The sequence below is a fragment of the Geminisphaera colitermitum TAV2 genome, from assembly GCF_000171235.2.
GTDB lineage: Bacteria > Verrucomicrobiota > Verrucomicrobiia > Opitutales > Opitutaceae > Geminisphaera > Geminisphaera colitermitum.
On the sequence record NZ_ABEA03000106.1, the window covers coordinates 52123 to 76997 of the forward strand.

At 61.8% G+C, this 24875-nt stretch carries 18 protein-coding genes; 5 read left to right on the forward strand and 13 right to left on the reverse strand.

The window, feature by feature from the left end; genetic code table 11:
* Positions 1-24: 24 nt before the first annotated feature.
* The 4 genes from OBACDRAFT_RS12765 to OBACDRAFT_RS12780 all read right to left on the reverse strand — a co-directional run bounded on the left by OBACDRAFT_RS12765 (position 25) and on the right by OBACDRAFT_RS12780 (position 4351).
* Positions 25-729 (reverse strand): LutC/YkgG family protein, encoded by a 705-nt coding sequence (locus OBACDRAFT_RS12765; RefSeq protein ID WP_052361923.1) that lies wholly within the window; start codon positions 727-729, stop codon positions 25-27.
* Between the two features lie 98 nt (positions 730-827).
* Entirely contained in the window at positions 828-2246 is a 1419-nt protein-coding gene (locus OBACDRAFT_RS12770) for a LutB/LldF family L-lactate oxidation iron-sulfur protein (protein WP_043586175.1), read from the reverse strand.
* Positions 2247-2274: 28 nt separating this feature from the next.
* Positions 2275-3447: a PDDEXK nuclease domain-containing protein gene (locus OBACDRAFT_RS12775; RefSeq protein ID WP_081722026.1), complete on the reverse strand. Its 1173-nt coding sequence runs from the start codon at positions 3445-3447 to the stop codon at positions 2275-2277.
* A 67-nt stretch (positions 3448-3514) separates the two neighbouring features.
* Positions 3515-4351 carry a (Fe-S)-binding protein gene (locus tag OBACDRAFT_RS12780; protein WP_052361932.1) on the reverse strand — a complete coding sequence of 279 codons (837 nt, stop codon included), beginning with the start codon at positions 4349-4351 and terminating at the stop codon, positions 3515-3517.
* Between the two features lie 138 nt (positions 4352-4489).
* Between OBACDRAFT_RS12780 and OBACDRAFT_RS12785 the strand changes: the two genes are divergently transcribed.
* The gene (locus OBACDRAFT_RS12785) at positions 4490-5968 is read left to right on the forward strand and encodes a rhamnulokinase (protein WP_043586177.1); all 1479 of its coding nucleotides are present in this window, start codon (positions 4490-4492) and stop codon (positions 5966-5968) included.
* A gap of 187 nt (positions 5969-6155) precedes the next feature.
* Here the strand turns inward: OBACDRAFT_RS12785 and OBACDRAFT_RS12790 are convergent, their stop codons facing one another.
* Both OBACDRAFT_RS12790 and OBACDRAFT_RS12795 read right to left on the reverse strand, forming a co-directional pair.
* Complete coding sequence (locus OBACDRAFT_RS12790) at positions 6156-8252, reverse strand: hypothetical protein (RefSeq protein ID WP_043586178.1); 2097 nt, start codon at positions 8250-8252, stop codon at positions 6156-6158.
* A gap of 253 nt (positions 8253-8505) precedes the next feature.
* The gene (locus OBACDRAFT_RS12795) at positions 8506-9174 is read right to left on the reverse strand and encodes a cysteine hydrolase family protein (protein WP_043586179.1); all 669 of its coding nucleotides are present in this window, start codon (positions 9172-9174) and stop codon (positions 8506-8508) included.
* Positions 9175-9303: 129 nt separating this feature from the next.
* On the opposite strand from OBACDRAFT_RS12795, the gene OBACDRAFT_RS12800 reads away from it, so the two are divergent.
* From OBACDRAFT_RS12800 to OBACDRAFT_RS12810, 3 genes are all read left to right on the forward strand, one after another.
* Positions 9304-10569: an ArsB/NhaD family transporter gene (locus OBACDRAFT_RS12800; RefSeq protein WP_232767076.1), complete on the forward strand. Its 1266-nt coding sequence runs from the start codon at positions 9304-9306 to the stop codon at positions 10567-10569.
* A 76-nt stretch (positions 10570-10645) separates the two neighbouring features.
* Positions 10646-11137 (forward strand): deoxycytidylate deaminase, encoded by a 492-nt coding sequence (locus tag OBACDRAFT_RS12805; RefSeq protein WP_043586180.1) that lies wholly within the window; start codon positions 10646-10648, stop codon positions 11135-11137.
* 8 nt (positions 11138-11145) lie between these two features.
* Entirely contained in the window at positions 11146-11757 is a 612-nt protein-coding gene (locus tag OBACDRAFT_RS12810; RefSeq protein ID WP_232767078.1) for a YqgE/AlgH family protein, read from the forward strand.
* A gap of 73 nt (positions 11758-11830) precedes the next feature.
* Here the strand turns inward: OBACDRAFT_RS12810 and creB are convergent, their stop codons facing one another.
* Positions 11831-12559, reverse strand: coding sequence for a two-component system response regulator CreB (gene creB / locus OBACDRAFT_RS12815; protein WP_043586183.1), 729 nt, complete (start codon positions 12557-12559; stop codon positions 11831-11833).
* 250 nt (positions 12560-12809) lie between these two features.
* Here creB and OBACDRAFT_RS12820 point away from each other — a divergent pair, with 250 nt between their 5' ends.
* Complete coding sequence (locus tag OBACDRAFT_RS12820; RefSeq protein ID WP_043586185.1) at positions 12810-14645, forward strand: phosphoenolpyruvate carboxykinase (GTP); 1836 nt, start codon at positions 12810-12812, stop codon at positions 14643-14645.
* Positions 14646-14856: 211 nt separating this feature from the next.
* Here the strand turns inward: OBACDRAFT_RS12820 and OBACDRAFT_RS12825 are convergent, their stop codons facing one another.
* From OBACDRAFT_RS12825 to OBACDRAFT_RS12850, 6 genes are all read right to left on the reverse strand, one after another.
* Entirely contained in the window at positions 14857-15447 is a 591-nt protein-coding gene (locus OBACDRAFT_RS12825; protein WP_232767080.1) for a hypothetical protein, read from the reverse strand.
* Between the two features lie 156 nt (positions 15448-15603).
* Complete coding sequence (locus OBACDRAFT_RS12830; protein ID WP_043586189.1) at positions 15604-19092, reverse strand: alpha-amylase family protein; 3489 nt, start codon at positions 19090-19092, stop codon at positions 15604-15606.
* Positions 19093-19132: 40 nt separating this feature from the next.
* Complete coding sequence (locus tag OBACDRAFT_RS12835) at positions 19133-21112, reverse strand: heparinase II/III domain-containing protein (protein ID WP_043586191.1); 1980 nt, start codon at positions 21110-21112, stop codon at positions 19133-19135.
* Positions 21113-21126: 14 nt separating this feature from the next.
* Positions 21127-21879 carry a type II secretion system protein gene (locus tag OBACDRAFT_RS25390; RefSeq protein WP_052361925.1) on the reverse strand — a complete coding sequence of 251 codons (753 nt, stop codon included), beginning with the start codon at positions 21877-21879 and terminating at the stop codon, positions 21127-21129.
* The gene (locus OBACDRAFT_RS12845; protein WP_198529899.1) at positions 21830-23869 is read right to left on the reverse strand and encodes a DNRLRE domain-containing protein; all 2040 of its coding nucleotides are present in this window, start codon (positions 23867-23869) and stop codon (positions 21830-21832) included. The genes OBACDRAFT_RS25390 and OBACDRAFT_RS12845 overlap by 50 nt, the downstream gene beginning before the upstream one ends.
* 248 nt (positions 23870-24117) lie before the next feature.
* On the reverse strand, positions 24118-24861 hold the full coding sequence (locus OBACDRAFT_RS12850) for a carbohydrate binding domain-containing protein (protein WP_157837058.1): 744 nt from the start codon (positions 24859-24861) through the stop codon (positions 24118-24120).
* Positions 24862-24875: the final 14 nt, after the last annotated feature.

Here is a 24875-nt window from a genome sequence, read left to right on the forward strand (position 1 = left end):
TTGAGCTGGAGGGAGTGGTTTTCGTCAGTCCATGAGGAGGGCGATTTGTTCGCCGGGGCCGTGGACGCCTTCAATGAGAATGCCTTCGACGTCCGCCGTGCGTGAGGGGCCGGTGCACCAGATTAGGTTGGGGTCGTCGGGGAAGGCCGCAATGGCATCGGTGACGGTCGCGTGGAGTTGCGCACGGGTGAGCGTGGCAATGTGTACCCAGGGCGCGAGTGCGGCGAGGCGGCTGCTGGTTGTCAGGTCGCCGAGAACGAGGGAGCCGGTTTCGGCAATGGCGGCGAGGGCGCGGGTGATGCCGAATTGGTAGTCGTCAACGCGTGTGCGGTCGAAGGTGGTCTCGAGCGTAATGGGCTCAGCGCCGGGGGGGGGGGCGGTGAGCGCGGGGGCAAATTGCGCAAGGAGGACGGGGTCGCAGTAGCCGTGAGTAAGTTTTTTCTCGCGGAGCCAGGCGGCGAGTGCGGCGGGACCTCCGGCGAGCGGGGTGCCGTGAACGAGTTTGGCGCGCTCACTGAATGCGCGCCAGAGGTCGGCGTCGGGGCCGGTGAGTGCGGAGGCAATTGCAGGGGAGACAGCAACGTCGTCGGGGAATTCTGGATACGCGGCGCGTTCGGCGATGGGCGCAAGGGCGTCGCGGACGCGGGCAAGGATGGTGTCGCGGGAGGAACGGGAGGCGGGGGAGGCGTGAGCGGCGGGGGAAGCGGGAGAGGAGGATGATGCAGTCATTTTTTTAGACAGAATTAACAGAATTTAGAGAATTGTCGGAATTGTAATTAGCTATTGTTTAGTGCGTTGTCTGTTTTTTGTGGTTCGTTCTGTTTTGTCTAAGAGTTGGGTGTGGGTGTATTCGTTTTTTGGTGTTGCCGGAACCATTTGCGGAATTTGCCGCCGCGCCATTCGGGGAGGCCGCGGGTGTTGACCCAGGTTTTGCCAGCGCGGGGCATGAGGGCGGTGGGCACGAGTTTGGAGAGGCCACCAGTGGCCATGGCGGTTTTCCAGAGGGTGGGGCTGGTGGCGAGGAGGCCGAAGGCCCCCATCGGGGGAACGTCAGCAGCGGCGACTTTGCTTTTTTCTTGTTTGGCGCGGTCGCGGAGGCGGAGGAGCAGGTCGGGGATGGGGATGTTGACGGGGCAGACTTCGTTGCACGCGCCGCAGAGGCTGGAGGCTTTGGGGAGGTCGGCCATTTCGGGGAATTTTTTCCCGGCAAGGAGGGGTGAGAGGACGGCTCCGACGGGGCCGGGATAGACGGCGCGGTAGGCGTGGCCGCTGGCTTGGCGATAAACGGGGCAGACGTTGAGGCAGGCGGCGCAGCGGATGCAGCGGAGGATTTCGCGGCAGTTGCTGGCAAGCACGTCGCTGCGTCCGTTGTCCACAAAGATGACGTGCATTTCATCGGGTCCGTCGGGTTGGTTGGCAGACTTGGGGCCGCGAATGAATTCGGTGTAGGAGGTGAGTTGCTGGCCGGTGGCGGAGCGGGCAAGGAGGTTCAAGAAGACGCCGAGGTCGCGGTCGCGTGGTAGTATTTTTTCGATACCGACGAGGGCGATGTGAACGGGTGTGGCGGCGAGGCAGAAGCGGGAGTTGCCTTCGTTGGTGACGAGGACGAGGCGTCCGCTTTCGGCGGATACAAAGTTGGCTCCGCTGAGGCCGACGTCGGCGGCGAGGTATTTGTGGCGGAGGTGCTGGCGGGCGCGGCGGGTGATGGTGGTGGGGTCGTCGTTGTAGGCGCCGAGTCCGTTTTTCTCAAAGGAGGTGGCGATTTCGCGGCGGTTTTTGTGGATGATGGGTTTGACGATGTGCGAGGGGTGGTCGTGGTCGATTTGGATGATGAATTCGCCGAGGTCGGTTTCGAGGCATTCCATGCCGCGTTTTTCGAGGTAATCGGCGAGGTGGATTTCTTCGCTGACCATGGTTTTGGCTTTCACCATTTTGGTGGCGCCGCGGGCTTGCATGATGCGGTGGACGTGGGCGCAGGCTTCGTCGGCGTCGGTGGCCCAGTGGACTTGCGCGCCGTTGGCAGTGAGGCGGGCTTCGACTTGGGGGAGGTAGGTGTCGAGGTTTTCGACGACGTGTTGTTTGATGCGTCCGGCGAGGTGGCGGAGTTTGTTGGGGGTGGTGTAGCTGTTGGTGAGGGCGCGGAGGCGGGCGTCGTAACCGGATTTGGAGCCGTCGTAAACGGCGGCGCGGGTGGCAGGTTTGTCGGCGGCGAGGCGGGCGGCAAATTGGTCAATGGGCTGGCGCATGGTGGAATTGGGTTAAATGGGTTGCTTGCTAGAGGTCGGCAGCGGAGGAGGGGGGGGGGGGGAGGGCAGCGGCGCTGAGTTGGTAGAATTCGTGGAGTTTGGCTTGGAGGAATTTTTTGTCGGGGAGTTGTAGTTCGTATTCCGCTACAAGCGCGGGGGAGAGGCTGCGGCTGAGGGCGTACTCAACGACTTCGTTGTCCTTGGTCGCACAGAGGAGGAGGCCGATCGAGGGGTTTTCATGGGGTTTACGAACGTCGCGATCCAGGGCTTCGAGATAAAAATCGAGTTGCCCGATGTGCGCGGGTTGGAATTCCTCGATTTTAAGGTCGATGGCCACAAGGGCGTTGAGGCCGCGATGGAAAAAGAGGAGGTCGATGGCGAAGTCTTTGCCGCCAACTTGGAGGCGGTGTTCGCTGCCAATGTAACAAAAATCGCGTCCGAGTTCGGTCAGGAAGCGGCGGAGGTTTTGCACCAGGGCGTGGTGCAGATCGGCTTCGTTGTGCTTGTCGGGGAGGTTCAGGAAATCGAGCAGGTAGCTGTCTTTGAAAATGCTCAGGGCGTCGGGATGCAGTTTTCGCAGGGGCGCCGAGGTAATTGGCGGGGATAGGACGGTGCGCTCAAAAAGGGCACTGTTGAGTTGGCGTTCGAGTTCGCGGTAGCTCCAGTGCTCACGAAGGGTCATGCGAAGGTAAAACTCGCGTTCTTCGGGGCGTTTGGCGCGGGAAAGAATCAGCAGATTATGGCTCCATGGTAATTGTCGCGACAGTGTCGCGACAATTGAATCGTTCTCATATGTCTCGTAAAACTGTCTGGCTCTAAACAGGTTACTTCTGGTGAAACCCTTGATATCAGGGTGGCGTCGGGCGATGTAAGCAGCGAGTTGGGGGATGGTTCCTTCGCCCCATTCGGCGGTGGCAAGTTTGCTGCTGATATATTCTCCGACGCGCCAGTAGAGTTCGACCAGCGCACTGTTGATCGCCTGAAAAGTCCGTTCGCGCGCAGTCTGGATCAGGCCAACAAGTTCGGCAAACGAGGCTTCGGACGTAGAGAGGGAAGGGGGGGGTGGGGGGGGGGGAGAGGCCGCTTGCGTAATGGCGTCGATGACAAGCGAACGTTTACCAGTCCTGTCGGGCTTGGCGGCTCTGGTTTTGGTGGACGTGGCGGGCTTAGCAGACTTGGCGTTTTTGGAGGTCGGAGGCATTTGTTATTAATTTCTCTAAATTGGTGCGACAGTGTCGCCACAATTTAGATTTTTTAATCAATATTTGTTACATCTTGAGCACGCCAGCGTTGCGCAGGGAGTCGCGGAGCAGTTGCGAGATGTGCATGATTTTTATCGGGCGTCCGCCTTTGGCGGCGAGGCCGCTGAGGCTCATCAAGCAACTCATGTCGATCGACACGATGTAGTCCGGATTCTCGGCAAGAATGTGGTCGAGTTTGAGTTCTCCCATCGCCTTTGAAATGTGCGGGAAGGTCACCGAGAACGTGCCGCCGAAACCACAACATTGCTCGGCCTCGCCGAAGGGCAGGACTTGCAGGCCGGTGATGGTGTTGAGGAGCGTGTGCACCGCCGCGGGGGTCGGCGTGCCGCGTGAGTGACAGGAGCGGTGAAACGCCACTTTGCCATCGAACTTGCCCGGCCACGAAGTGACGCCGAGGCCGTTGACGATGTAGTCGGTCAATTCCCAAGTACGCGCACCAAGCGCGGCAACTTCGGGGAGATCGGGCTCGTTCTCAAATTCGAGCAACGCGCCGTGAAACATCATCGCCGCGCACGAACCGGAAGGGACGATCACGGGCACGTCCGCCGCAGTCGTGTTGATGGCCTTCGCATCGCCAGCGGTGCTCATGGCTGCGGCGTCATTGGCAAATGTCTTCACCGTGTGGCGCACGACCTTGCGCGAGGCAGGCCAGTCGCCGCCGTTGAACGCGGGTTGGCCGCAGCAGGTTTGCGCCTCGGGAAACGAAATCTCGCAACCCAGGTATTCGAGCACCTCGACGGTGGCGATGGCTACGTCGTCGTAGATGGCATCGCACAGGCACGTGGCCATGAGTTGCAGGCGTTTGCCGTTAGGACGCGGGGCGCGGTGGTGATGGGAGCTCATGCGGGAGGTCAGGTCGGCATTCATTGAGGCGGCCCGGAGGCATGGATTGCAAACCTGTTTCTGACACGTTCTGGTAGAATTTGAGAGTTTTTGGTAGATTTCGGAAGGCGACTCGGGCAACGTCCTGCGCTTTCCATCATGGCTCAAAAACTCCTCCCCCCCCCCCCCCCCGTTCACGCCGCCGCCATCGACCTTGGCGCCACCAGCGGGCGCGTGATTCTCGGCACTTGGGCGAAAAACAAGCTCACCCTGCGCGAAGTTCATCGCTTCCCCAACGCCTTCCAATCCATCGGCGGACACGATTACTGGAACATCGCCGGACTCTGGACCGAGATCCAAACCGGCCTAGCCAAAGCAATAAAAACCCTCCCGCGCGGCGCCCGTCTCTCCTCCGTTGGCGTGGACACCTGGGGCGTGGACTACGTGCTCCTCAACGACGCCGGACGCCTCGTGTATCCGGCGCACGCATACCGCGACAACCGCACCCAGGCCGGCCTGAAGCGTCTCGCCAACACCCGGGCCGCGCTTGCCCGCATCTACGAAGCCACCGGCATCGCCAACGTTTTCTACAACGCGTCCCTCCAGCTTGAAGAAACGATTCGTAGTTGCCCTGCCATTACAGATCTCGCCACGCGCTGCCTCTTCCTGCCCGACTATTTCAACTACCTCCTCTCTGGTCGCGCCGCCAACGAACTCACCATTGCCAGCACCACGCAACTCCTCGACGTGCATTCCTGCGACTGGTCGCGCCCCGCGCTCGACTACTTTCGCGTGCCTGCCAACTGGCTTACCAAACCCGTGCTCGCCGGGACCAAACTCGGCAAAATCCGCGCAACCCATTCCCCCGCCCTCACGCCCCTTGCCGATCAAGGCACGCAAGTCATCGTCGTTCCCGGTCACGACACTGCCTGCGCCTACGACGCGATGCCCGCCGCGCCCGAGGGAGGCGACATCTTCCTCAGCTCCGGCACATGGTCGCTCGTCGGTTTTGAAAGCGACACGCCCGTCCTCGGTTCTGAGGCGATGGCCAACCGCATTTGCAACGAACGCATTGGCGACGGACGCTATCGTCCGCTGACCAACGTCATTGGTATGTGGCTCCTTGAACGCACCATGCTCGACCTCGGTCCTTCCGCCCGTCCCAAGACGCCCGAAGCGTGGGACAAGCTTATCGCCACCGCCGCGAAACTCCCCCCCTCCAAAGTTCTGATCGACGTCACCGACCCCGCCCTTGCCAACCCCGCCTCGATGAAGGCTGTCATTGACGGGCAACTACGCAAAAAGAAGGCCGCTCCGCCGAAAAACATCACCGGCTACATGCGCCTCATCTGCGACTCACTCGGCCAGGGCCATGCCAATGCGATCCGCGTTTTCGAAAAGCTCACCGGACGCAAATTCAAGCGCATCCTCATTGTCGGCGGCGGTTCGCGCAGCCCGCTCCTCTGCCAGACCACGGCGGACGCGGCGGGCATCCCGGTCGTGTCGTTCAGCCTCGAGGGTACCGCAGTCGGCAACCTCGCCAACCAGCTTGTGGCGCTCGGTGCGGTGAAAAACATCGCGGAGTTCCGCGCCCTCTCCGGCAAACATCTCAAGCAGACGGTTTATAACCCGCGCTGAGGACGCCGTCAGCGTAGTGAGATCACAGAAGTTACGTGGACGACTGTCTTGGATGGAGGGCGGACAGGAGTGTCCGCCCTCCAGTGGGAGTAGCGCGGCGGATTGGAGGAAAAAACACGCCGCTCCGTAATGCCTACGCTACGTGTAGCGGAAGCGGGCGGGACGCCCGCGCCACTTACAAACCCTTTTACGGCGTCGGCGCGGACGCAGATCGGGGGCGTTGTGGCTTGAGCGTGAGGGTGTGTGTGCCGGGGTCACTTGGATCGACTTGACCGCTCCAGGTCGCGACGTCGGGAATGGACAGGCTTAGCGTGTGTTTGCCTGCCATGATCAAGGCGATGTCCACGGTGTCGGCGACTGGCAGTTCGGCGTCGCAAAAAAAGAACGACACTGCCTTAGACGCATCTTTTCCCGGACGCAGTGAGACGTGCATTTTTTGTCCGGCAAATTCCGAGGCCGGACGCGGAAGCACGATTTTCAGGCGCATTGACGTCAGCGTGAGGGGAACGTCAATGGTGGCGTCGGTGGCGTCGGTTGGTGTTCCGTCATCGGACTGGCGGGGGGCGGGCAGAAGCACGCAGAAGATGGGTTGGTCAAGTCCGCCGGGCTGGAGCGAAGCGAAGCGGATGCCGGAATCGAGCTGGATGCTCACTTGGGCGCCATCGGCATCGATCAAGTAATCGCGTGAGATTTCCAGCACGCCATCAGAATGGGTGCGTGTGTGTGAACTGACTCCCTCGATAGAGTCACGAGTGGTGGGCGTCTGTCGGGTGATCGTCCATCTAACTTCCAGATTGGGTTGTGGCTGGCCATTGACCAGAAGCCGGTAACGGAGCGGGGCGGACTTTGGCTTTTTGGGAACGATGGCGTTTATGCCGAGTCTTTTGAGAGCTGCTGCTGCGGCATCCGCGACTCTGGAAGAGGGGTGGGCGAGCAGGCTGTGCAGCGTTTTGATGACAACGGGGTCGTGGTTGTCCTCAAGCCAGCGGATCGTTTCGCGGGTTTGGTCAACGGTCAGGCTGGTGGGAGAGACAGCGGCTTGTCCGGCGAAGAAGTGGACGATTTCCGTGCGGAGTGGTCCGTCGGGGAGGGGTGGGGGGAGAGGGAGGGAAAAACTGCGTATCTGGGGTTGCTTTCGTTGCTCATGCGACTGGAGCAGTGGCGCGAGTGCTTTCATGTAGTCGTAAATGGCCTTTGTCGGTGCGCGACGGGCCATGTTCAACACGAGTTCAACGGGGCGGGTTTCGCTTTCGACGAGGAGCATAAGAAGGGCGTTTTTGCGCAGCAGGCTGTTGTTGAAAGTTGTGGAATTGTTGTCGGCATCGACGAGTGCGCCGAGACAGAGTTTTTCCGCCTCGGTGGCGCTGCCACTGCACAAACGCAGAAGGCGCATGTTGACGTCGTAAGAGGGGACGAATCCGAAGAAGGATGGCATGTAATCGAAAGGTTGTCGGAAAATAGATCCGATGCACTCGGCTGTTTGTCCGGCGCGGGCCAGCGCAATGAGGGCGGCTTGTTCTCGCGCATAGTAGAAATTTTGGGAGCCTGTGCCACAGGAGGAGCCCCAAGTGTAGTTGAGAATTTCGCGTGCGGAGACGGTGCGGGTGTCTGCCAACAGGTCACCGAATAGCGACCAGAATACCGTTCTGTCGCTGATGTAGTTGGGCGCTTTTTCCTGATCCGCCCATGTGCGGTAGCTTGGCTCGAGAGCGTTTCTGGCAGTGGCCGCGCGACGATAGGCTTGCCAAGCCTGCTGCTGGTCAGGTGACAGATTTTGGATGGCGGCGTCATCAATCCCGGTGTCAGGAAAACGAGGCGCGGGTGGTGGCGTGGTTTGCCAGTCTTCCGCTTTCAAGCGCAGCCAGAGTTGTGCGAGACCTTTGAATGCGTATTCTTTTTCCTGAAACGAGAAGTCGGAGGAAACAAAGATGTGCAGCAATTTGGGCAGCCTGTCGCGGTCGCCGTGCAGGCAGGCGAGGTTAAAGGCGTCGACACGCTCCATGAGCGAAAAGCTGGCTTTCTCGGCGGGGATTTCACGCATGGCCCGTTCTAGAAAGGCGAACCATTCCGCGCTGGTCATATCAAGCTTGGGTCCGATTCCCCACGTGGAACCTACGAGGGTTTGCACAACTTCTTCAATATTCCGCATCGCCATCAGCTTGACGAAGGCAGGGGAGGGCGGGGGGGCTTCCGAACTTTTTGCAAGGCCGACAAACAGTAGTCCGCAATAGAGGGCGAGGGTGTGTTTGAATGCTAGTCGCAGCGTGTGGGTGAGGGGGTGCATTGAACGAGGAGATTGCTCCGCCAAGAGGCTAAGGCAATCTTCGACGTTTTGAGAGAGATGTCGGGATGTTGATATGGCGGGAGGTGGTGGGATGTTTATGGAGTGCGGCGATTCATCGCCGCTTTTGACGAACCGTTTCAACGGTTCGCCTGTAAGCGTGCAGCGTGCTAAAGCACGCAGAACAAAGCGGCGATGAATCGCCGCACTCCATAGGGCGCTTCCGTGTCGCTGGGAATGATTGGCGTAGCGGGTGTCAGTAAGCGCGACTTGTATCGGCAGTGGCATTACTGCCGCTGAGTTCGGCGAGGAAGGCGTCGTGCGTCAGGGGACGCGAAAACATCGGGAAGGTGTAACGGATTGCGGCGTCGTGCTCGGCCTGACTGGTGGCGGCGCAACAATCGGTGAGCGTCACCATGTGGTAGCCGCGTTCGTAACCGGTGCGCATGGTGCTTTCGACGCAGCAATTGGTGAGGAAGCCGCACACGGCGAGGTCGGTGATGCCGCGGCTGCGCAGGATAAAATCGAGGTTGGTGGAGGCAAAGGCGTCGAGGCCGCGTTTTCCCTCGATGACGATGTCGCTGTCCTGCGGTTTGAGCGTGCCGCCTGTGTTGCCGGGGCCGGCAGCAGGGGTGTCGGTAAAATCGGCTCCCCAGGTTCCTTTGATGAAGGCTTGTGTGTCCACGACGCCTTTGAGGATGCCGTAGGGTTTGAGGCTGATCTCATGGTAGCCTTTGGCAAAACTGATGGGGGAAAAGATGATGGTGGCTCCGGCGGCGCGTGCGGCAGCAATGGTTTTGGTGGCGTTGGCAAGCATGCCGGTGGAATTGATGACGTCTTTCACGGCGTCGTGCAGGACTCCGCCAGCGGTGGTGAAGTCGTTTTGAAACTCAATAAGGAGGAGTGCGGTTTTTGCAGGGTTCATGGTGCGCCAAATCTATGCCGGTTTTGGAATCGGCGCAATGTTCAGGCGTTTCATCGTGGGTTGGTTCGTTGTTCAGACCTCGTTTGACGCCTCATGATTTTGCGGTTCGGCTCGCCGGTCCATCACCGCATGCATGTTTCATCCATGAGCTGGATACAAATCGTCACGGCCATCATCGCTTCGCTCACACTCGTCGGAGTCGCCATCGGACGCCTGCCCGCGCTCAAGATGAACCGCGCCACCATCGCGCTCGTCGGGGCCACGTTGCTCGTCGTCATCGGCGCGCTCGGACTGGAGGACGCGTTTCGCGCCGTGGACTGGAATACGATTCTGCTCCTGTTCGGCATGATGGTGCTCAACGTCAATCTGCGCGCCGCCGGGTTTTTTCAAATTGTCACGTCACGCGTTCTCCGGCTGGCGCGCACGCCGCGGCGTTTGCTGGCGTTGTTGCTCGCGGTGTCGGGCGGGTTGTCGGCGTTGTTTTTGAATGACACCATCGTCCTCGTGTTCACGCCGCTCGTGCTGGAAATGGCGGCGGCGTTGCGGCGCAATCCGTTGCCGTATCTCGTCGGCTTGGTGACGGCGGCCAACATCGGCTCGGTCGCCACCATCACGGGCAATCCGCAAAATATGCTCGTGGGCATGGCGTCGGGCATCGGGTTTGTGGAGTTCACCGTGGCGCTCGCGCCCATCGCGTTCGCCGGGCTGGCCGTGGCGTGGGGCGTGCTGGTGATCGTGTACCGGCGGGAGTTTCGCGCGGAGGTGTTTGACAACAAGCATGCGCCGGACATTGCGGCGGGGGGGGAGGGGGAGCGGCGGGAGCTTGTCCAGCCGCGTCGTTTGCGAAAGTCGCTTTTGGCGAGCGCGGTGCTGATAGTTGCTCTCGTATCGGGAATGCCGGTACCGCTGGCGGCGGCGTTGTCCGCGGCGCTCCTGCTGATCAGCCGGCGGACGGAACCGGAGACGGTTTTTCAGGAGATCGACTGGTCGCTGCTCGTGTTTTTTTGCGGACTGTTTGTGGTCACCGGCGCGATCGAACACTCAGGGCTCGGCATGCGTTTGTTTGCCGTGCTGCAACCGCTCGCCGGGCACGGCACCGGGGCGCTGGCGGCGGTGGCGGTGGTGTTGAGCAATATCGTTTCCAACGTGCCGGCGGTGATGTTGTTTCGCCCGATCGTGCCGGCGTTGCCTGATCCGCATGGCGCATGGCTCACGCTCGCCGCAACGACCACGCTGGCGGGCAACCTCACGCTGCTCGGTTCGGTGGCGAATCTCATCGTGGCGGAAATTGCGCGCCGCCACGGCACGCGCCTGGGTTTTGTCGAATACCTGAAAGCGGGCCTGCCCATCGCCGTGCTCACCCTGTTGCTGGCGGTGGCGTGGTTGTCGCGTTAGAGAGGCTTGTCTGCAAAATGCCCCGGCCAAAGTTCGGATGTGACAAGCGGCGAAGCGCCGCCTAGCCAGTGGACGCATGAGCGACCACGCGCCTCTTGCCTCTCCCGTTGATCTCATTGCCCAGGCCACCGGCCAGTTTGGCGAACGCCCGTCTTGGGACGATTATTTCATGGCCACCGCCGTGCTCTTGTCCACGCGCAGTCCGTGCGAGCGTCTGCACGTCGGCTGTGTGCTGGTGAGCGGCGGGGCGCGTCCCAACCGCCTCGTGGCTGCCGGTTACAATGGCTACCTGCCCGGCACGCCGCATGTGTCGCGCGTGCGCGATGGACACGAGCAGGCGACGGTCCACGCCGAGCAAAACGCCGTGGCCGACGCCGCCCGGCGCGGCAGTTCGCTGGAGGGCTGCGTGGCTTACGTAACGCATTTTCCGTGCATCAATTGCGCCAAGATCCTGGCGGCGGCGGGCATTGCGGAGATTCGTTTCCGGTCCGACTACAAAAACGATCCGCTGGTCGAGCCGTTGCTGGCCGACGCGGGCATTGCGATTTGCAAACTGGGCGGAGGTTGACGATTTTGTTGCCAATCGTCAGCCCCTTTGCATTCGGTGCTCCCGCCTTCTCCATGAACGCCCGCCGCCAATCCAAACCCAAAAGCCACGCCGGTTCGCTGCTGGTGGCGCACCCGGTGTTGCGCGACCCGGGGTTCCGCCGCACGGTCGTGCTGCTTTCCGGGCACGATCCCGAGGGCGCGCTGGGCATCGTGCTCAACCGGCCCATGAACCGGTCGCTCGGCTCACTGGGCGGCGAGTTTGCCCTTGGGCCGCTTTCCGAGGTGCCGCTTTTCAAGGGCGGCCCCGTCGCGCCGCAACAGGTGTTGCTCTGCGCCTGGCGGTCGCAACTGGGCGGCGAGTCGGAAGGGTTTCAACTGATGTTTGGCATCGATCCCGACAAGGCCGCCGAACTCGTCGGCCAGCCGGGTGTGGGGCTGCGCGCGTTTTTGGGTTACGCAGGCTGGTCCGCCGGGCAGTTGGAAAAAGAACTCAAGTCCGACACCTGGGTGGTCAGCAACCTGCCTCCGACCTTGATGGAGACGTCGCCTGATGTCCGCCTGTGGCGTGAAGTGCTTGGGAACGTCAATGCCGAGTGGCGCCTGCACGCGAACGAACCGGATGATCCGTCGGTGAATTGATCCGATGAAGCCGGGAGGCAGGGGGGGGGGGGGGGAGGGATCAAAACCAATACCACAAGCAAAACCGATACGCTCAATCCTCCCTCAACGAATACCCCAGGCCACGGTGAGTTTGGATGATCGGGTCGGCCTCGTTCGTGACGGCGCGCAGCTTGGCGCGGATGGTCTTGACGTGGGCATCCACCGTGCGATCGAGGCTGGCCTCGGGTTCGTCCCACGCGGCGGTGAGCAATTGTTCACGCGAGAATACGCGGCCCGGTTGCGAGAGGAGCACTTTGAACAGGCGAAATTCGATCCGGGTAAGATCGAGCGGTGTATCCAGAAAACGGATTTGAAAGCGCGTGTCGTCCACCGTGAACCGTTGCCCGTTGTCATGAGGTTTTGCGCTCGCGTTCGTGTTCACCGTTACGCCGGCGTCTGCGTTCGCATTCGTCACTGCCGGCCCGCGACGCAGGATGGCGCGCACACGCGCGGCGACCTCGCGCGGACTAAAGGGTTTGGCCACATAATCGTCACCGCCCATCTCAAGGCCGACCACACGGTCGATCTCGTTGTTGCGCGCGGTGAGAAACAGGATCGGCACCGACGAGCACCGGCGGATTTCCTGGCAAAGCGCGAATCCGCTGATGTCGGGCAACCCCACATCGAGGATCACCAAGGCAAACGTCTCGCGTTCCAGCGCCTCGCGCCCCTCCCGCCCCGTGGCACGCCACTGCGGACGAAAACCTTCGGACGCGAGCGAGTAGAGGAGCGTGTCGGCGATGGCCGGTTCGTCTTCGATGATAAGAATGGAGGGCGGCACGGGACGTTGTGAAAAAATATCAAATGGAGGGGAAAAACGGGCGGAACGATCAAAACCGGCCCCCCCTCACAAGTTGGCTGCCGTGGCGTCTGGCGTGCAACGATGTTTCTTGAAACCAGTTCCATTAATGCGGTGCGGCCAGATCCCCCCGACTTCACAAATTTTGCGCAAGGTTGGAGAAATAATAGGCAGTCGGGGCGGGGGCCTTTCCGGTTTACTCATCCACTGTATGTCTCAAACTGCGACTCCTATGTCCACCACACGCGACCCATCTGTGCCTCTCAGCACCAATCCCACCCTGCTCGACTGGGTAAAAAAGATGGCTGAACTCACTCAGCCCGCCGCGATCCACTGGGTCGATGGTTCCCAGCAAGAAAACGACGCCCTTTGCGGGGCTCTCGTGAAAGCCGGCACCTTTATCAAACTCAACGAAAAGCTCTGGCCCGGCTGCTACTACGCTCGCTCGGACGCCGGTGACGTTGCCCGCGTCGAGGAGCGCACCTTCATTTGCTCCAAGTCCAAGGACGACGCCGGACCCACCAACAACTGGGCTGATCCCGTCGAGATGCGCACCAAGCTCACCGGCCTCTTCAAGGGCTCGATGAAAGGTCGCACCATGTACGTGCTCCCCTACAGCATGGGCCCCATCGGCTCCCCGATCGCCCAGGTTGGCGTTGAGCTCACCGACTCCGCCTACGTTGTCGTCAACATGCGCATCATGGCCCGCATCGGCCTGGCCGTGTTCAAGGAAATCGACAAAGGTGAAAAACCCTTCGTCCCCTGCCTCCACTCCGTGGGCGCTCCTCTCGCTGCCGGTCAGAAAGACGTTCTCTGGCCCTGCAACAAGGAGAAGTACATCGTTCACTTCCCCGAGACCCGCGAAATCTGGTCCTTCGGTTCCGGATACGGCGGCAACGCCCTCCTCGGCAAAAAGTGTTTCGCCCTCCGCATCGCCTCCAACATGGCTCGCGACGAAGGATGGATGGCCGAGCACATGCTCATCCTCGGTGTCGAAAGCCCCAAGGGCGACCGCACCTACGTCAGTGCCGCCTTCCCGTCGGCCTGCGGCAAGACCAACTTCGCCATGCTCATCCCGCCCGACGCCCTTCTCAAGAAAGGCTGGAAGGTGTGGACCGTCGGCGACGACATCGCCTGGATCAAGCCCGACGCCAACGGCGTCCTCCGCGCCATTAATCCCGAAGCCGGCTTCTTCGGCGTTGCGCCCGGCACCTCCAACAAGACCAACCCCAACGCGATGGCCTCGCTGGCGAAGAACACCATCTTCACCAACGTTGCCCTCACGCCCGAGGGTGGTGTCTGGTGGGAAGGCATGACCGACGAGACTCCCGCCGAGCTCATCGACTGGAAGGGCAACAAGTGGACGCCCGCCATCGCCAAGGAAACCGGCGCCAAGGCCGCGCATCCGAACGCCCGCTTCACCGCTCCGGCTTCGCAGTGCCCGACGATCGACTCCGCTTGGGAAGATCCCGCTGGCGTTCCGATCAGCGCCTTCATTTTCGGTGGCCGCCGTCCGGACACCATGCCCCTCATTTACCAGGCCAAGACCTGGGCGCAGGGCGTTTACATCGCCGCTACGATGGGCTCCGAAATGACCGCCGCCGCCGCCGGCACCGTGGGTCAAGTCCGCCGCGACCCGATGGCCATGCTGCCCTTCTGCGGTTACCACGTTGGTGACTACTTCCAGCACTGGCTCAACATGGCCAAGAAGGCCAAGATGCCCGCCGTGTTCCACGTCAACTGGTTCCGCAAGGATGCCAATGGCAAGTTCATGTGGCCCGGTTTCGGCGAAAACGCCCGCGTGCTCAAGTGGATCGTTGGCCGCGCCAACGGCTGCGATTGCGCCAAGGCGACCGAGACCGCTATCGGCTTCCAGCCCACCTATGCCGACATCGATTGGGACGGCGCCAGCTTCGACAAGGCCAAGTTCGACGAACTCCAGGCCGTTGACGTTGCCAAGTGGAAAGCCGAAGTCGCCGATCAGGCTGACTTCTTCGCCAAGGTTGGCACCAAGCTCCCGGCTGAACTCAATGCAGAACGCGACGCCCTCAAGGCCCGCCTCGGCTAAGTGAGCGAGTAACGAATACTTGTTAGTATTGTTGTTTTCATGACATTAGCGCGGACCGGCCCTCACAGGCCGGTCCGCTTTTTTTGAGGGATATGTCCTCCCTTCCCGCCCTTTTCCTCCCTCCCCCCCCCCCCCCCCACACACACAATTCTCTTTTTCCGCCATGGTCGCAATTTGCCCAAGGGAAAATTCCCTTGCAGATGCAGGCAGGTTACCACGAACAAAAAATTTCCCCGGAGACAGGTTCGATGGTCACGCAATACCCTTCCGATGTGCGGTGGAAGGGTATTGCCGGACCTGTTACGAAATAGCCCACGTTCTGCTGAATGCGGACGGTGTCGGATGGGAAATCAGGGTCTGGCAAAAAGGTCACGGTTGCATTTTTCAGCCCCCCAATGCGGAGGCGGCGGATGATGCCGATTTCGCCGGAGTATTGTTCGCGGCAGATAATGTCAGCGGGCCCGGATTGCTCGACAAACACCCGGCACTCCCGGTGCCATGTCGTGGGCAGCGTCATTTCGCCGACAGCGGTTTGACCATCGGCGTTTGATCCGGTGAGGCGGACATCGCAGCCAACAGGAATCGGAACGCCTTGCGGAAAACGCCAGCGAAGCGTGGTGGTGGTGACGGGGGTGAAACCGGAGAACACCCAACCACCGCGAACACGGGCGCACAGGATCAGCGGGTCTCGCGTGGCTGCCGTGCTTTTGACGAACAGGATCGGTCTCGATGCGGGTTCGCAGGGCCGTCCAGTCGTTGTCGCGTGCCAAGAGTCTCGGATGAGGCGCAATCTTTCGGACAAGGGCGGCGGCGTCTGGAATGCCGGTGATACCGGCGGCGCAGGTGACGGTGGCAGCGGTGGCCGGAGGTTCGGGCGGCTCGCTGGACAAAACACGTGGCGGTATTGCGGATAGCATGACAGTCAGGATGACGGACGCGGCGGTGCAGGTGCGTCTGGTCATGGCGTGAGAGAGACTGAGGAGGCGCTGTCTCTTGTCAGCCGGAACAACTGAACTTCGCCCGCCAGTGCTGCGTCCGCTTCAAAAGTTGCTGATCCGTTTGTCACATCGAGCGAGCCAATGTCCCGGACGTCACGATGGAATTTTTCCACGCGCCAGCGTCCGTTGCCGAGGCCGGCGAGGGTGACGGTGCCCGGAGCGAGGCCGTATTTGGTTTTCAATACACGTTCGTAATCGATGTTGCCAAGATAACCGCCGGTCCATTTGCGCATGATTGCCACATACACGCGATTGCCGTCGGGCGATGCTCGCAACTGGCACTCAAAACGCGCGTCGGCGGCACCGCTGGTGTTGGTGGCTTGGCCGGTGCGTTGTCCTCCTTTGACGGATACACGCCGCGTCACGCCCGCCCAGGCGAGAATCGCGTCCAGCTCCTGCGCGGGGAATCCGAACGGGGCCTGCCATTCGGGCACGCCGGGCGCGGGTTGGCGGCGGGGCTCGGCAATTTCGCGGATTTGCGCGGTGAAGTCGATGCCGGGCGTGTCGCGCAACAGGCGTCGCAAGAGGTCGCGTTCGGCGGGGCGTTCGGGGCAGTATTTTCCGGGATTGCCCACGAGCACGATTTTGTTGCCGCCGCCACCGCCGCCGCGGACGTGGGCAACGAGGCGTTCGATGGCGCGCAACGGCATGACTTCGCCGCAGACAAAAATGGTTTTGAAGCGGTCAAGGCGCACCCAGTCGGTGTATTCGTTGGCAAAGTGCGGGGGCACCTGATGCCAGGCAAACAGGGCGTTGAAGGTGCGGATGCCTTCGATGTCGTAGTCGCCTCCCGAGCGCCAGTTGGCGAGCAGGCCTTGGGCGCGACTGCCGAATACCAGCACCTCGGGTTCGATCTGTCGGGCGCGTATCCACTCTTCCCATGCAGGCAGGGTGTCGCGCTGGTAATCGAGCATGGATTCGGCGGTGTTCTGGCTGAAGCCGCCGGCGGGCGGGGTGGTCTCGTTCTTCACGATCATGCGCGAGTGCCAGCGCATGAGCCAGAAAATGCCGTCGGAGAGGTAGGAACTCCAGAAGTTGGTCGCGTCGGAAATGGAGCGCGAGGTGGGCATGTGGTTGTGCAATTCCTCGGCGTAAGGAACGCCCGCCTGCACGCACATGCTGCGCAGGACGGCGGCATTGAAGTTGGGCGAGTCCTCGTTTTTCAACACGCCGCCGTCGCGCAGCAGCGGGATGCTGCGCTCGATGGCGTAGGGAAAGGGTTTTTGGTCCACCTGAATCTGGCGGCGTGGGTCGAGCGAGCGGATCGCCGCGAAGAAATCAGCGAGGCGCGCATGATGGCTGTAGGTGTTGAAATTCACAAAATTCTGGAACGCTTCGGAGAGGTCCGGGCCGGGCAGGTCGCGCTCGTTGACGCCGGGCAGGCTGAAGAGCGCGCCCATGTTGGGGGGGGGGGGGGGAGGGAGAGCGTTTCGGTCCGGTGTTTTGTTCAAAGACCCAATCCAGCGCGCGAATTCGGCGCGGGCCGGGGCCGAGTAATCGAGCCGGGAGGGGTCCACGCCCCAGCCGGCGGTTTTGCCGGCGAGTTGGTAGTTGGTTATCCGATACCCGATGACATTGGGGTTGGCGAGGACGTGGGTGACGAGGCGTTTGTAGTAACGCAGCCAGCCGTCGCGCACGGCGGGGTCCCACCAGGAGGGAGCGAAGGTGCGCGAGGGTGTGTCGCCGGCTTGATCAATGCGAATGGCGGCGTCGAGCCAGAGGGGGAAGGAGAACTGGCGGCCTTCCGAGCCGTCGCCGGTGTAGGCGAGGAAGGCTTTGAGGCCGTGATGCGCGGCGCGTTCGATGCGGCGGTCGAGTTCATGCCATTGGTAAACGCCGGGCAGCATCTCGTGGTTGCCCCAGAGGTCGCCGATGCTGACGCTTTTGGCTCCGGCACGGACGGCTTGCTGGAGAAAGAGTTCAAAGGCGGCGGGTTCCATGTTGTTAATCCAGGGGAACACACGCGAGGGACGGTCGCCTTCCCAATACTCGGCGTTGTAGTGGACTTTTCCTGACAGCACGGCGTCACGATCAGGAACGCTGTCGGGCACACGGGTGGCGGAGGGTTCGGGCGGGCTCTCGACGCCGAAATGGAGGTGGGCGCGGTCGAGCAGGCGTCCGTTGTCCAGGAGTTCGGCAGTGGCGAAATACTCCATGCCCGGTTCGACGGGCAGGGAGACGCGAAGGTCGTCGCCATCGGTTGGCCGGGGGAAGTTTTTCCGCATGAGCGCGCGGTTGTTGTAATCGACAATGCGAACGTGGACAGTCGCGTTTGCGTTGGTCCGCGCCGCCGGGAGCGTGAGTCGGAGCGCGGCGGTGGCGACAGTGTGCGGGAAAACGTGCGAGGGCATGTCGCTGCGCAGTTGGAAACCGGAATCCGGCTGCGCGCCGGGGGGGGGGAGGGGGGGCGTGTCGCGGTTTTGGATGACGACGAGTTCGAGAAACTGGCGGTCTTCGTTAAACGTGCCGTCGGGTTTCCATGTTTTTGTATTCAGAAAATAACGACCGCGTGGCAGTTCCGGCAGGAGGATGCGTTGACGAAAGAGTGTGACGGGGTCTTTGCGGTTGGAGGAGGCTTCGCCGCCGCGGCTCCAGATGACGGGACCTTGGTATCCGCGATGCAGGGTGACTTCGTAGCGGGTGTCGGCGTCGGCGAGGGTCAGGTCGTCGAGAAAGAGGACGGGGGGGGTGTCGCGTCCTTGCCGGCAGCGGGAGGAAAAGGTCCAGGACCAGGCGGCTTCAAAACCGTTTTTTGTGAGAGTGGTGAGTTCCGCGAGAAAGAGGCTGCCGGTGCCGGCTTTCACGGCGGGGCCGGCGCCGAGGGCGTCGTAAGCGGGGGATTTGGCAGGTTTTATCGTGATGCCGGCGAGCGAGAGCGGGCGCGGCCAGACGAGGGCGCGGGTGGCGTCCTGGTATTCGGGCTGGGCGCGTTCGGCGATGTCAGCCGGTGTGTCGATGCGGTAGGAGGTTGCCTGGCTCCAGATGGACCATTCGCGGGCGCGGTGTTGTTTCCAGCCGACGGGGCCGCCGTGGGGGAGGCGGCTGGTGTTGACTTTGAGTTCGTGGTGCGCGCCCGCGGCGTCGCGGATGTTGAAGAGGAGCGTGAAGTCGCCTTCGGCGCGGGCAAACCAGAGGGTGAGGTTTTTGAGGTCGTCGGGCAGTGGAACCGGCTCCGGTGGCACGAGTGAAATATTGGCGCGTTCCGGCGAATGGTAATTCACGCGAAAAAGATCCGCCGCCATCGTGTTTGCCGCGTGTGCCAGTTCCTGCGGTTCCGTCGCGATGCTTGCAGTGGCCCTGGCGTCTGTTTTCGCGGTCCAGCCGGCGAGTGAAATCGTTTCCGGCACGGTGGCGGCAATTGCCATGCCCGATACGATGAACGCGCAAAGCAGGGGAATCATTTTCCCGGTGCGCGCATGGGGGGGGGAGGGGGGGAGGAATTGTGTCATGATAAAAAATACAATTGCGCGGAGGCCAGGGGGGGAGGGATCAGTCGGGGCGGAGCGAGATTTCGACTTCGGCATGGTAGCGCGCGGCGAGTGGCGCGTTTCTGGCAGGCGCGAGAACGATCCGCCGCCAGGTCTGGATGCGCCCGTCGAGCATGGCGCAGTCATGCGCGTCAACGTGCGTCCATTTCAGCACGTTTGAGTTTTCGGCGGTGGTTTCGGTGATTAAGCGGAAGTGGATTTTTTGTCGGCCGTCGGTGATGACGAGGTGGAGCGGCGTGAGAATTTCGATGGCCTCGCAACCGGTGATGAAACCGGACTCCACGTTGCCGGGTGCGCGGAGTTCGATGATGTCTTCCCAGCGGAAAATGCCCGCTGACGGATTCGGGACAAGACGCCGCACAAACCGTTTCAGGCCCGCCTCCACCGGCCATGCGTCGGTGAGGTCGGCCTCGAACAAAATCCGGCCCGAGGCATCCGGCGCGGTATCCGCGCGCAGGATTTTGGCGGTGTGTTCCGCGCCCGCGTCCTGTTCGCAACCATTGATCAGTGGAAGCGAGTGGCCGAGCGAACGCGCGGCGAAAAAGGTGTAACGGGTGTCTTTTTGAAAATAGGCGCCGGTGTATTCGGGACGCCCGATTTCGGCGACGACGGGTCGTCCGTTGAGGTTGAGGAGAAAATTGCCGACATCGTTGTGATTGTGCTCCTCGGCGTTGTTCCCGCCCTTGGCGGCGGACTCCCAAAGGTTGCCGGAGGTGTCGCGTCCGCGCGCAACCTGGATGCCGAGCGTCGGCAACACGTCCACTCTTGCGGCGGCCACGGCAGAGGGGGGGGAGGGGGTGAACGCGGCGGCGATTTCAGCGTCGCCCGGAGCGTGAAGAAAGAAGTGGAGATAAAAGAGAAAATCGGTGCGCGGGCTTTCGTAAAACGGGGCGTTGGTGTTTTCGGGGCGTGTGAGGAGGGCGTAGTTTAGCGCGGCCTGTTGACGGCAGGCGGCGGAGTCGAATTTGTCCGCGAGGTAGTGGAGCGTGGAGGCGCGCAGGACGGTTTCTGCGGCACAGTCGGCGAAGTTCACAACGCGTCCGTTGCTCAAGCTCATGGCGGGGCCGCAGGCGGCGATGCGGGCGATTTTCGGATTGTTTGCGAAGAGCGAGAGCGCGCCGCGCGAACGTTTTTCCAGTTGTTCGTTGAGGAGCGAGAAGGCGCCGAATCCGTATTCCCAATACGCGGGGCCCTCCGAGCACGCGCCGTCGTCGCCGAAGGCGTCCACGAAGGCGGGGAGGTGTTTTGATGCCTTGGCGACGAGCGCGGCAAGGAGGCCTGCGTCGTCCTCGACGGCGAGCGCGGCTCCGACAATCCCCTGGTGGCAGACGGCGTTCCAGTTGTTGCGCTGTTGGGTCCACCAGAAAAATTCTCCGCCTGTCAGGTAGTTTTCAAAAATGTCGCGCCGGAGTTTTGCGCGAATGCCGGCGCGGAGTTTTTTGGGGAGTATTTCGCCGAAGACGTGAAGCAGGTCGGCGAGGTGGCTGGCGGTTTCGGCGGCGAACAGGTCAACCCGGCGCGGGTCGCGTCCCGAGGGGGATTCGGGGGCGTGGGCGGGCAGCGTCCACGAGTCTTCCGCGAGGGTTTGCTCCATTTTTGAGGCGAGGGAGCGGAGGGCGGGGTTTTTATCCGGGTCCGGGTCGCGGGCGGAGGCGGGAGCGGCGAGGAGCGTGAGCGCGGCGCGGGCGAGGTGGCGACGGCGCTCGAAATAGATGTTTTCAAACGGCAGGCGGACGCCGGTGGCGGCGAACTGGCGGTAGAGCGCGTCGGTGAGCGGCGGCAGCGGGGCGTCCCTCTCGGCGGGGGCGGAGGCTTGGCGGACGACGCAGGCAATCACCGGCGCGAGGCGCGGGCGCGCAAAGATTTCCGCCCAGCGCGCGTCGCCAAATTTAGGATACGGGGAGGCGGGGGCGTTTTGCCTGAAAACTTTGGCGAGCGTTTCCCGCGAGGGCGGCGAGAGGAAGATGTTTTGCGGGCGCATGTCAGATGTTTCTGTCAGCGGTCGCCGGTCCAGAAGGTGTCCATTGTCGCGTCCCACAATTCGGTGCGGTCTTTTTTGAGTTTTGCGCAATGACCGTCGAGGAAGACGATGTTGAGGGAATCGTTGTGAGGGAAACGTTGATACTGTGCGAAATTGCCCGCGTCCCCCGCCACGATATAGGGGTGCTGGTGAGTGGATGCGTTTTCATTCTGGGCGAGGCCGTCGAAGAAGAGCGCCTGCCGGGAGGGAGCGTTGGAGTCGGACACCCTCAGGGTGCGCGGATTGCCGTTGCTGGTTGTCGGTGGGAGGGACCAGTCGGGGTTGGCGTTGCTGCCCGCTGTGTCGGGGTTTTCGCGACTGGCTGTGTAGCTGTTGAGAGTATAGGTGTATTGTTGGTTTCCGTCTTCTTTCGGCGGGAATTTTTTCACCATGATCGGGCAGGTGGTCACGGATTTCGTGTTGACGCCCCATTTTGCGCCGGCGTCGAGGTAGGGCATCAGCGAGCCGCTTTTGTCGATGTTGCTTGCCGTTGTGGGATAAAGCCAGTTTTTGCCGGGCGTGGCATCCTTGTGGTCCGCCGCGTAAGCCTGCGCCGCCATGCCGAGTTGTTTGAGATTGGAGATGCAGGTTGCGCTCTGCACCGTCTCGCGGACTTTGCCGACGGTGGGAATGATGATCGCCGCCAGAATGCCGATGATGGCAATGACCGTAAGCAGTTCAATGAGGGTGAAGGCGGCACGGACGGCTGGTGCGGGGATGATTTTCATTTTGATGACAGGCAGGGGGGGGGGGGCAGCGTTTGGCGATGGTTGCGGGCGGGATTTCGCGCGTGGGGGTGCGGAGGATTTTGCCGCCGGTCGGGTCGCTGATTTTGGCGAACCATTCCCATGTTGCCGCGCTGTCCGCGCCGGTTTCGAGACGGCAGGTGGCCGTCTCGCCGGAATGGATTTGGGTTGTCGCGATTTTTTTGAACGCGCCGGGATTCGCTCTGAAATCGTAGTCGAGCGTCTGCTCGCCGTCGTTGTAATCGTCGTGGCGGTCGATCAACGGGGAATAGTTGGAGACGTGGATTTGGTTGTTGCGCGGCGAGAAGCGGAGGATCGTCAAGAAGCCGGTGCCGCCGCGGTCGTCGCTCTGAAAATCCCTGACGAGCGAGTGAACCGTCGAACCGTTGAAAACATCCGCGCGGTGGCCGACGCCGGTGTGGTGTCCGCCGATGAGGAGCATCAGGTTTTTGTTGGTTTTGAGGGCTTCGTAAATCGCCTTGCCATCGGGATAGGGCGAATGGTTGCCGTCGGGGCCGGGCCACATGATGTTGTGCGAGGTGACAATGGCGCGGCGATCCGCGTGTTTTTTCAGCAGGGCGTCCGCCCATTTCAGGGCGGCGGGGGTGCGTCCGCCGACTTGCGATTCGAGCGAGATGGCGATGAGGCGTTCGCCGCCGCTTTCAAAGAGGATGCAGTGGTTGTTGTTGTTTTTGTCGCCGAAATGGCCGGCGTACCAGGCGCGTTTTGCGAAGCGGTCGGAGCCGAAATAGCGGTTGTAAAAGAGGGCGGGGCCGCCGCCGGTTTGTTTGCCGTCGGGGCGTGTGTGGATGGAGTCGTGGTCGCCGAGCGCGAGGCTGTAGGGGATGCCGTCGGGCAGGCCGGTCGTCACGGGGTCTTCGAGGAGGCGAATGGAGTGGTCGGCGTTTTGCCATTCGGACTCGGCAACGTCACCGCGGTCGGTGATGTCGCCGAGGTGGAGGACGGCGGCGATGTTGCGGGCGCGGCGGTTTTTGACGATCCACGCGGTCTGCGTGTCGAAGATTTCGGGTGTGCTGCCCTTGAAGCCGCCGCGTGTGTAATACTGGGTGTCGGGCAGGACAATGATTTCAAAATCCGGCGCGGCGGCGGCTTGTTTGCGGGCGTGAAAGGTGACGGTGAGTTCGCGTTGCGCGGGATGGTTGGCGCGGAGCGAGAGGGTGACGGCGGCGGGCGCGGCGGGACTGGCGGATGCGTTGCGTGTCGCGGCGAGTTCGCTCGCGGTTGGCGGCGGGTTGCCGGGGCGGGCGTCAAAGGTGACGCTCAGGCGCGGGCGTTTTTCGGGGTCGGCGGAGAGCGAGGAAACGAGCGAGAGCGGGTCGGCTTTCGCGCCGGTGTGTCGCAGCACCCAGCCGTGGTTGGCGTTTTTTCCGGAGGTCCACGCGCGCAGGGATTTTGTGAGGTTCACGTCAACGGCTGCGTTGTCGCGGAGAAAATAGGCAATGGTGTCCGGCTCGGCGCGGGCTTCGCGTTCGTTTGCCTGAATGCCATTGCCGTCCCGCGCGGCGTCGGTCCATGGCTGCAACAGGCGGTTGAAGAAGACTCGTGTGCGCGCGCCTTTGGCGGTGTGGAGTCGCAGGGTCGCGCTCACGATGGGCGCGTTCGTGGGGATTTGCGCGGGTTGGCCGCCGAAAATATCGTCGAAGCGCAGGAGTGTTTGTTTGTCGGTGAGCGGCTTGCCGGTGCGCGGGGTTGTCGAGTGCTCAATCGGAAGGTTGGGCGCGTCCGGCGAGAGAGTGAGCGTTTCGTCTTTCACGAGCGCGGCTTCGGTGGCGCCGGCATAGGCGTTGTCGCCGTTACGAAAAATGAGGGTCTGAAAATCGGAACCGGTGACCATCGCGCCGTCGTTGCTGTTGTCGTTGTTATCGGCGGCGGCGGCGAGGATCGGGGAGAGCGCGGCGAGGGTGAACAGGAGCGAGAGGGCGAACGCGGGTGGCGTCTGGAATGCTGTCATGTTCATGGGGGGGGGGGGGGGGGAGTGCTCAGGTCAAACGTGGCGGTAACGTAGCGCAGGCATCTTGCCTGCCATCGAGTCCATTGCGCGAAGCGCGGTCATTTTTGGTGTCGTTGTTGTGGTGTCGGGAAAAGCGGCGCTTCGCGCATGAAATTGGATTGCAGGCTTTTTCCTGACCCTATGCCTGCGCTACGTTCGGACGGAGTGGCAACGAAAACGAAAGCGGGCGGGACGCCCGCGCCACTTTTTCAGCGGCGCTTGCGGCGCGCGGCGAGGAGGCCCGCAAGCACGGTAAACGCACCCAGCCACACCGCAACGCTGGCGGGTTCGGGAACAGAGGCAGTTTGATAGGTGAGCGCGAGGTCGTCGAAGGTGTAGGTCGCTGTCGTGGATGTGCTCGTGCCGCCCTGACCGCGTCTGGCGTAAATATAGATTGCGCCTTTAGCCGCCTCCGCCGGGGCAACAAATGTGCCTGTAATGCTAAATTGCTGCCACGCGCCGTTTGCATCAAATGAGAGAAGTGTGCTTCGGTTGGAACCTGCTGTCGTCGAATTATCTGCCTTATACCACTGGATCACCACATCGAATTTGTCGGTGACGAGGTCGAGGTTGTCACCACGCGCCCAGAGCGAGAGCGTATAAGTTGTGCCCGGCTCCACGTCAAAGCGGCCGGTGGAACCTTGCCGGATGGTAGCATAATTTGAGGTGATGCTTGGCACGGTCATTCCGTAGGCATATCTGCCGGAGTGAACCATGCCCTCCTCGCCAGTTTTGGTGGCATCCCACAGTTTCCCGGTGCTGTTGCTATTGACGTCATGAGTCCAACCTGTGGGCTTGCCGCTGGAGATGTCCTCGAAGCCAGGACTGGTGATGGGGACGTTGACGATGGTCTGGGCGGAGAGCGTCGCGGCAGCGGCGAGGCCGGAAACGAGGGCCAGTGCGCGGAGGCACTTGGAGATCCGGTTGATGTGCGTGTGCTGCGAGTGTTGCAAGCGTTGCGAGTGGT

What these genes read in the sequence shown, in the direction of transcription:
- OBACDRAFT_RS25390 (WP_052361925.1), bottom strand. Translation starts at nt 21,879, where the DNA reads ATGAAAATCATCCCCGCACCAGCCGTCCGTGCCGCCTTCACCCTCATT.
- OBACDRAFT_RS12805 (WP_043586180.1), top strand. Translation starts at nt 10,646, where the DNA reads ATGAGCGACCACGCGCCTCTTGCCTCTCCCGTTGATCTCATTGCCCAG.
- OBACDRAFT_RS12835 (WP_043586191.1), bottom strand. Translation starts at nt 21,112, where the DNA reads ATGCGCCCGCAAAACATCTTCCTCTCGCCGCCCTCGCGGGAAACGCTC.
- OBACDRAFT_RS12765 (WP_052361923.1), bottom strand. Translation starts at nt 729, where the DNA reads ATGACTGCATCATCCTCCTCTCCCGCTTCCCCCGCCGCTCACGCCTCC.
- OBACDRAFT_RS12780 (WP_052361932.1), bottom strand. Translation starts at nt 4,351, where the DNA reads ATGAGCTCCCATCACCACCGCGCCCCGCGTCCTAACGGCAAACGCCTG.
- OBACDRAFT_RS12820 (WP_043586185.1), top strand. Translation starts at nt 12,810, where the DNA reads ATGTCCACCACACGCGACCCATCTGTGCCTCTCAGCACCAATCCCACC.
- OBACDRAFT_RS12845 (WP_198529899.1), bottom strand. Translation starts at nt 23,869, where the DNA reads ATGACAGCATTCCAGACGCCACCCGCGTTCGCCCTCTCGCTCCTGTTC.
- OBACDRAFT_RS12795 (WP_043586179.1), bottom strand. Translation starts at nt 9,174, where the DNA reads ATGAACCCTGCAAAAACCGCACTCCTCCTTATTGAGTTTCAAAACGAC.
- OBACDRAFT_RS12785 (WP_043586177.1), top strand. Translation starts at nt 4,490, where the DNA reads ATGGCTCAAAAACTCCTCCCCCCCCCCCCCCCCGTTCACGCCGCCGCC.
- OBACDRAFT_RS12790 (WP_043586178.1), bottom strand. Translation starts at nt 8,252, where the DNA reads ATGCACCCCCTCACCCACACGCTGCGACTAGCATTCAAACACACCCTC.
- OBACDRAFT_RS12830 (WP_043586189.1), bottom strand. Translation starts at nt 19,092, where the DNA reads ATGACACAATTCCTCCCCCCCTCCCCCCCCCATGCGCGCACCGGGAAA.
- OBACDRAFT_RS12775 (WP_081722026.1), bottom strand. Translation starts at nt 3,447, where the DNA reads ATGCCTCCGACCTCCAAAAACGCCAAGTCTGCTAAGCCCGCCACGTCC.
- OBACDRAFT_RS12800 (WP_232767076.1), top strand. Translation starts at nt 9,304, where the DNA reads ATGCATGTTTCATCCATGAGCTGGATACAAATCGTCACGGCCATCATC.
- OBACDRAFT_RS12770 (WP_043586175.1), bottom strand. Translation starts at nt 2,246, where the DNA reads ATGCGCCAGCCCATTGACCAATTTGCCGCCCGCCTCGCCGCCGACAAA.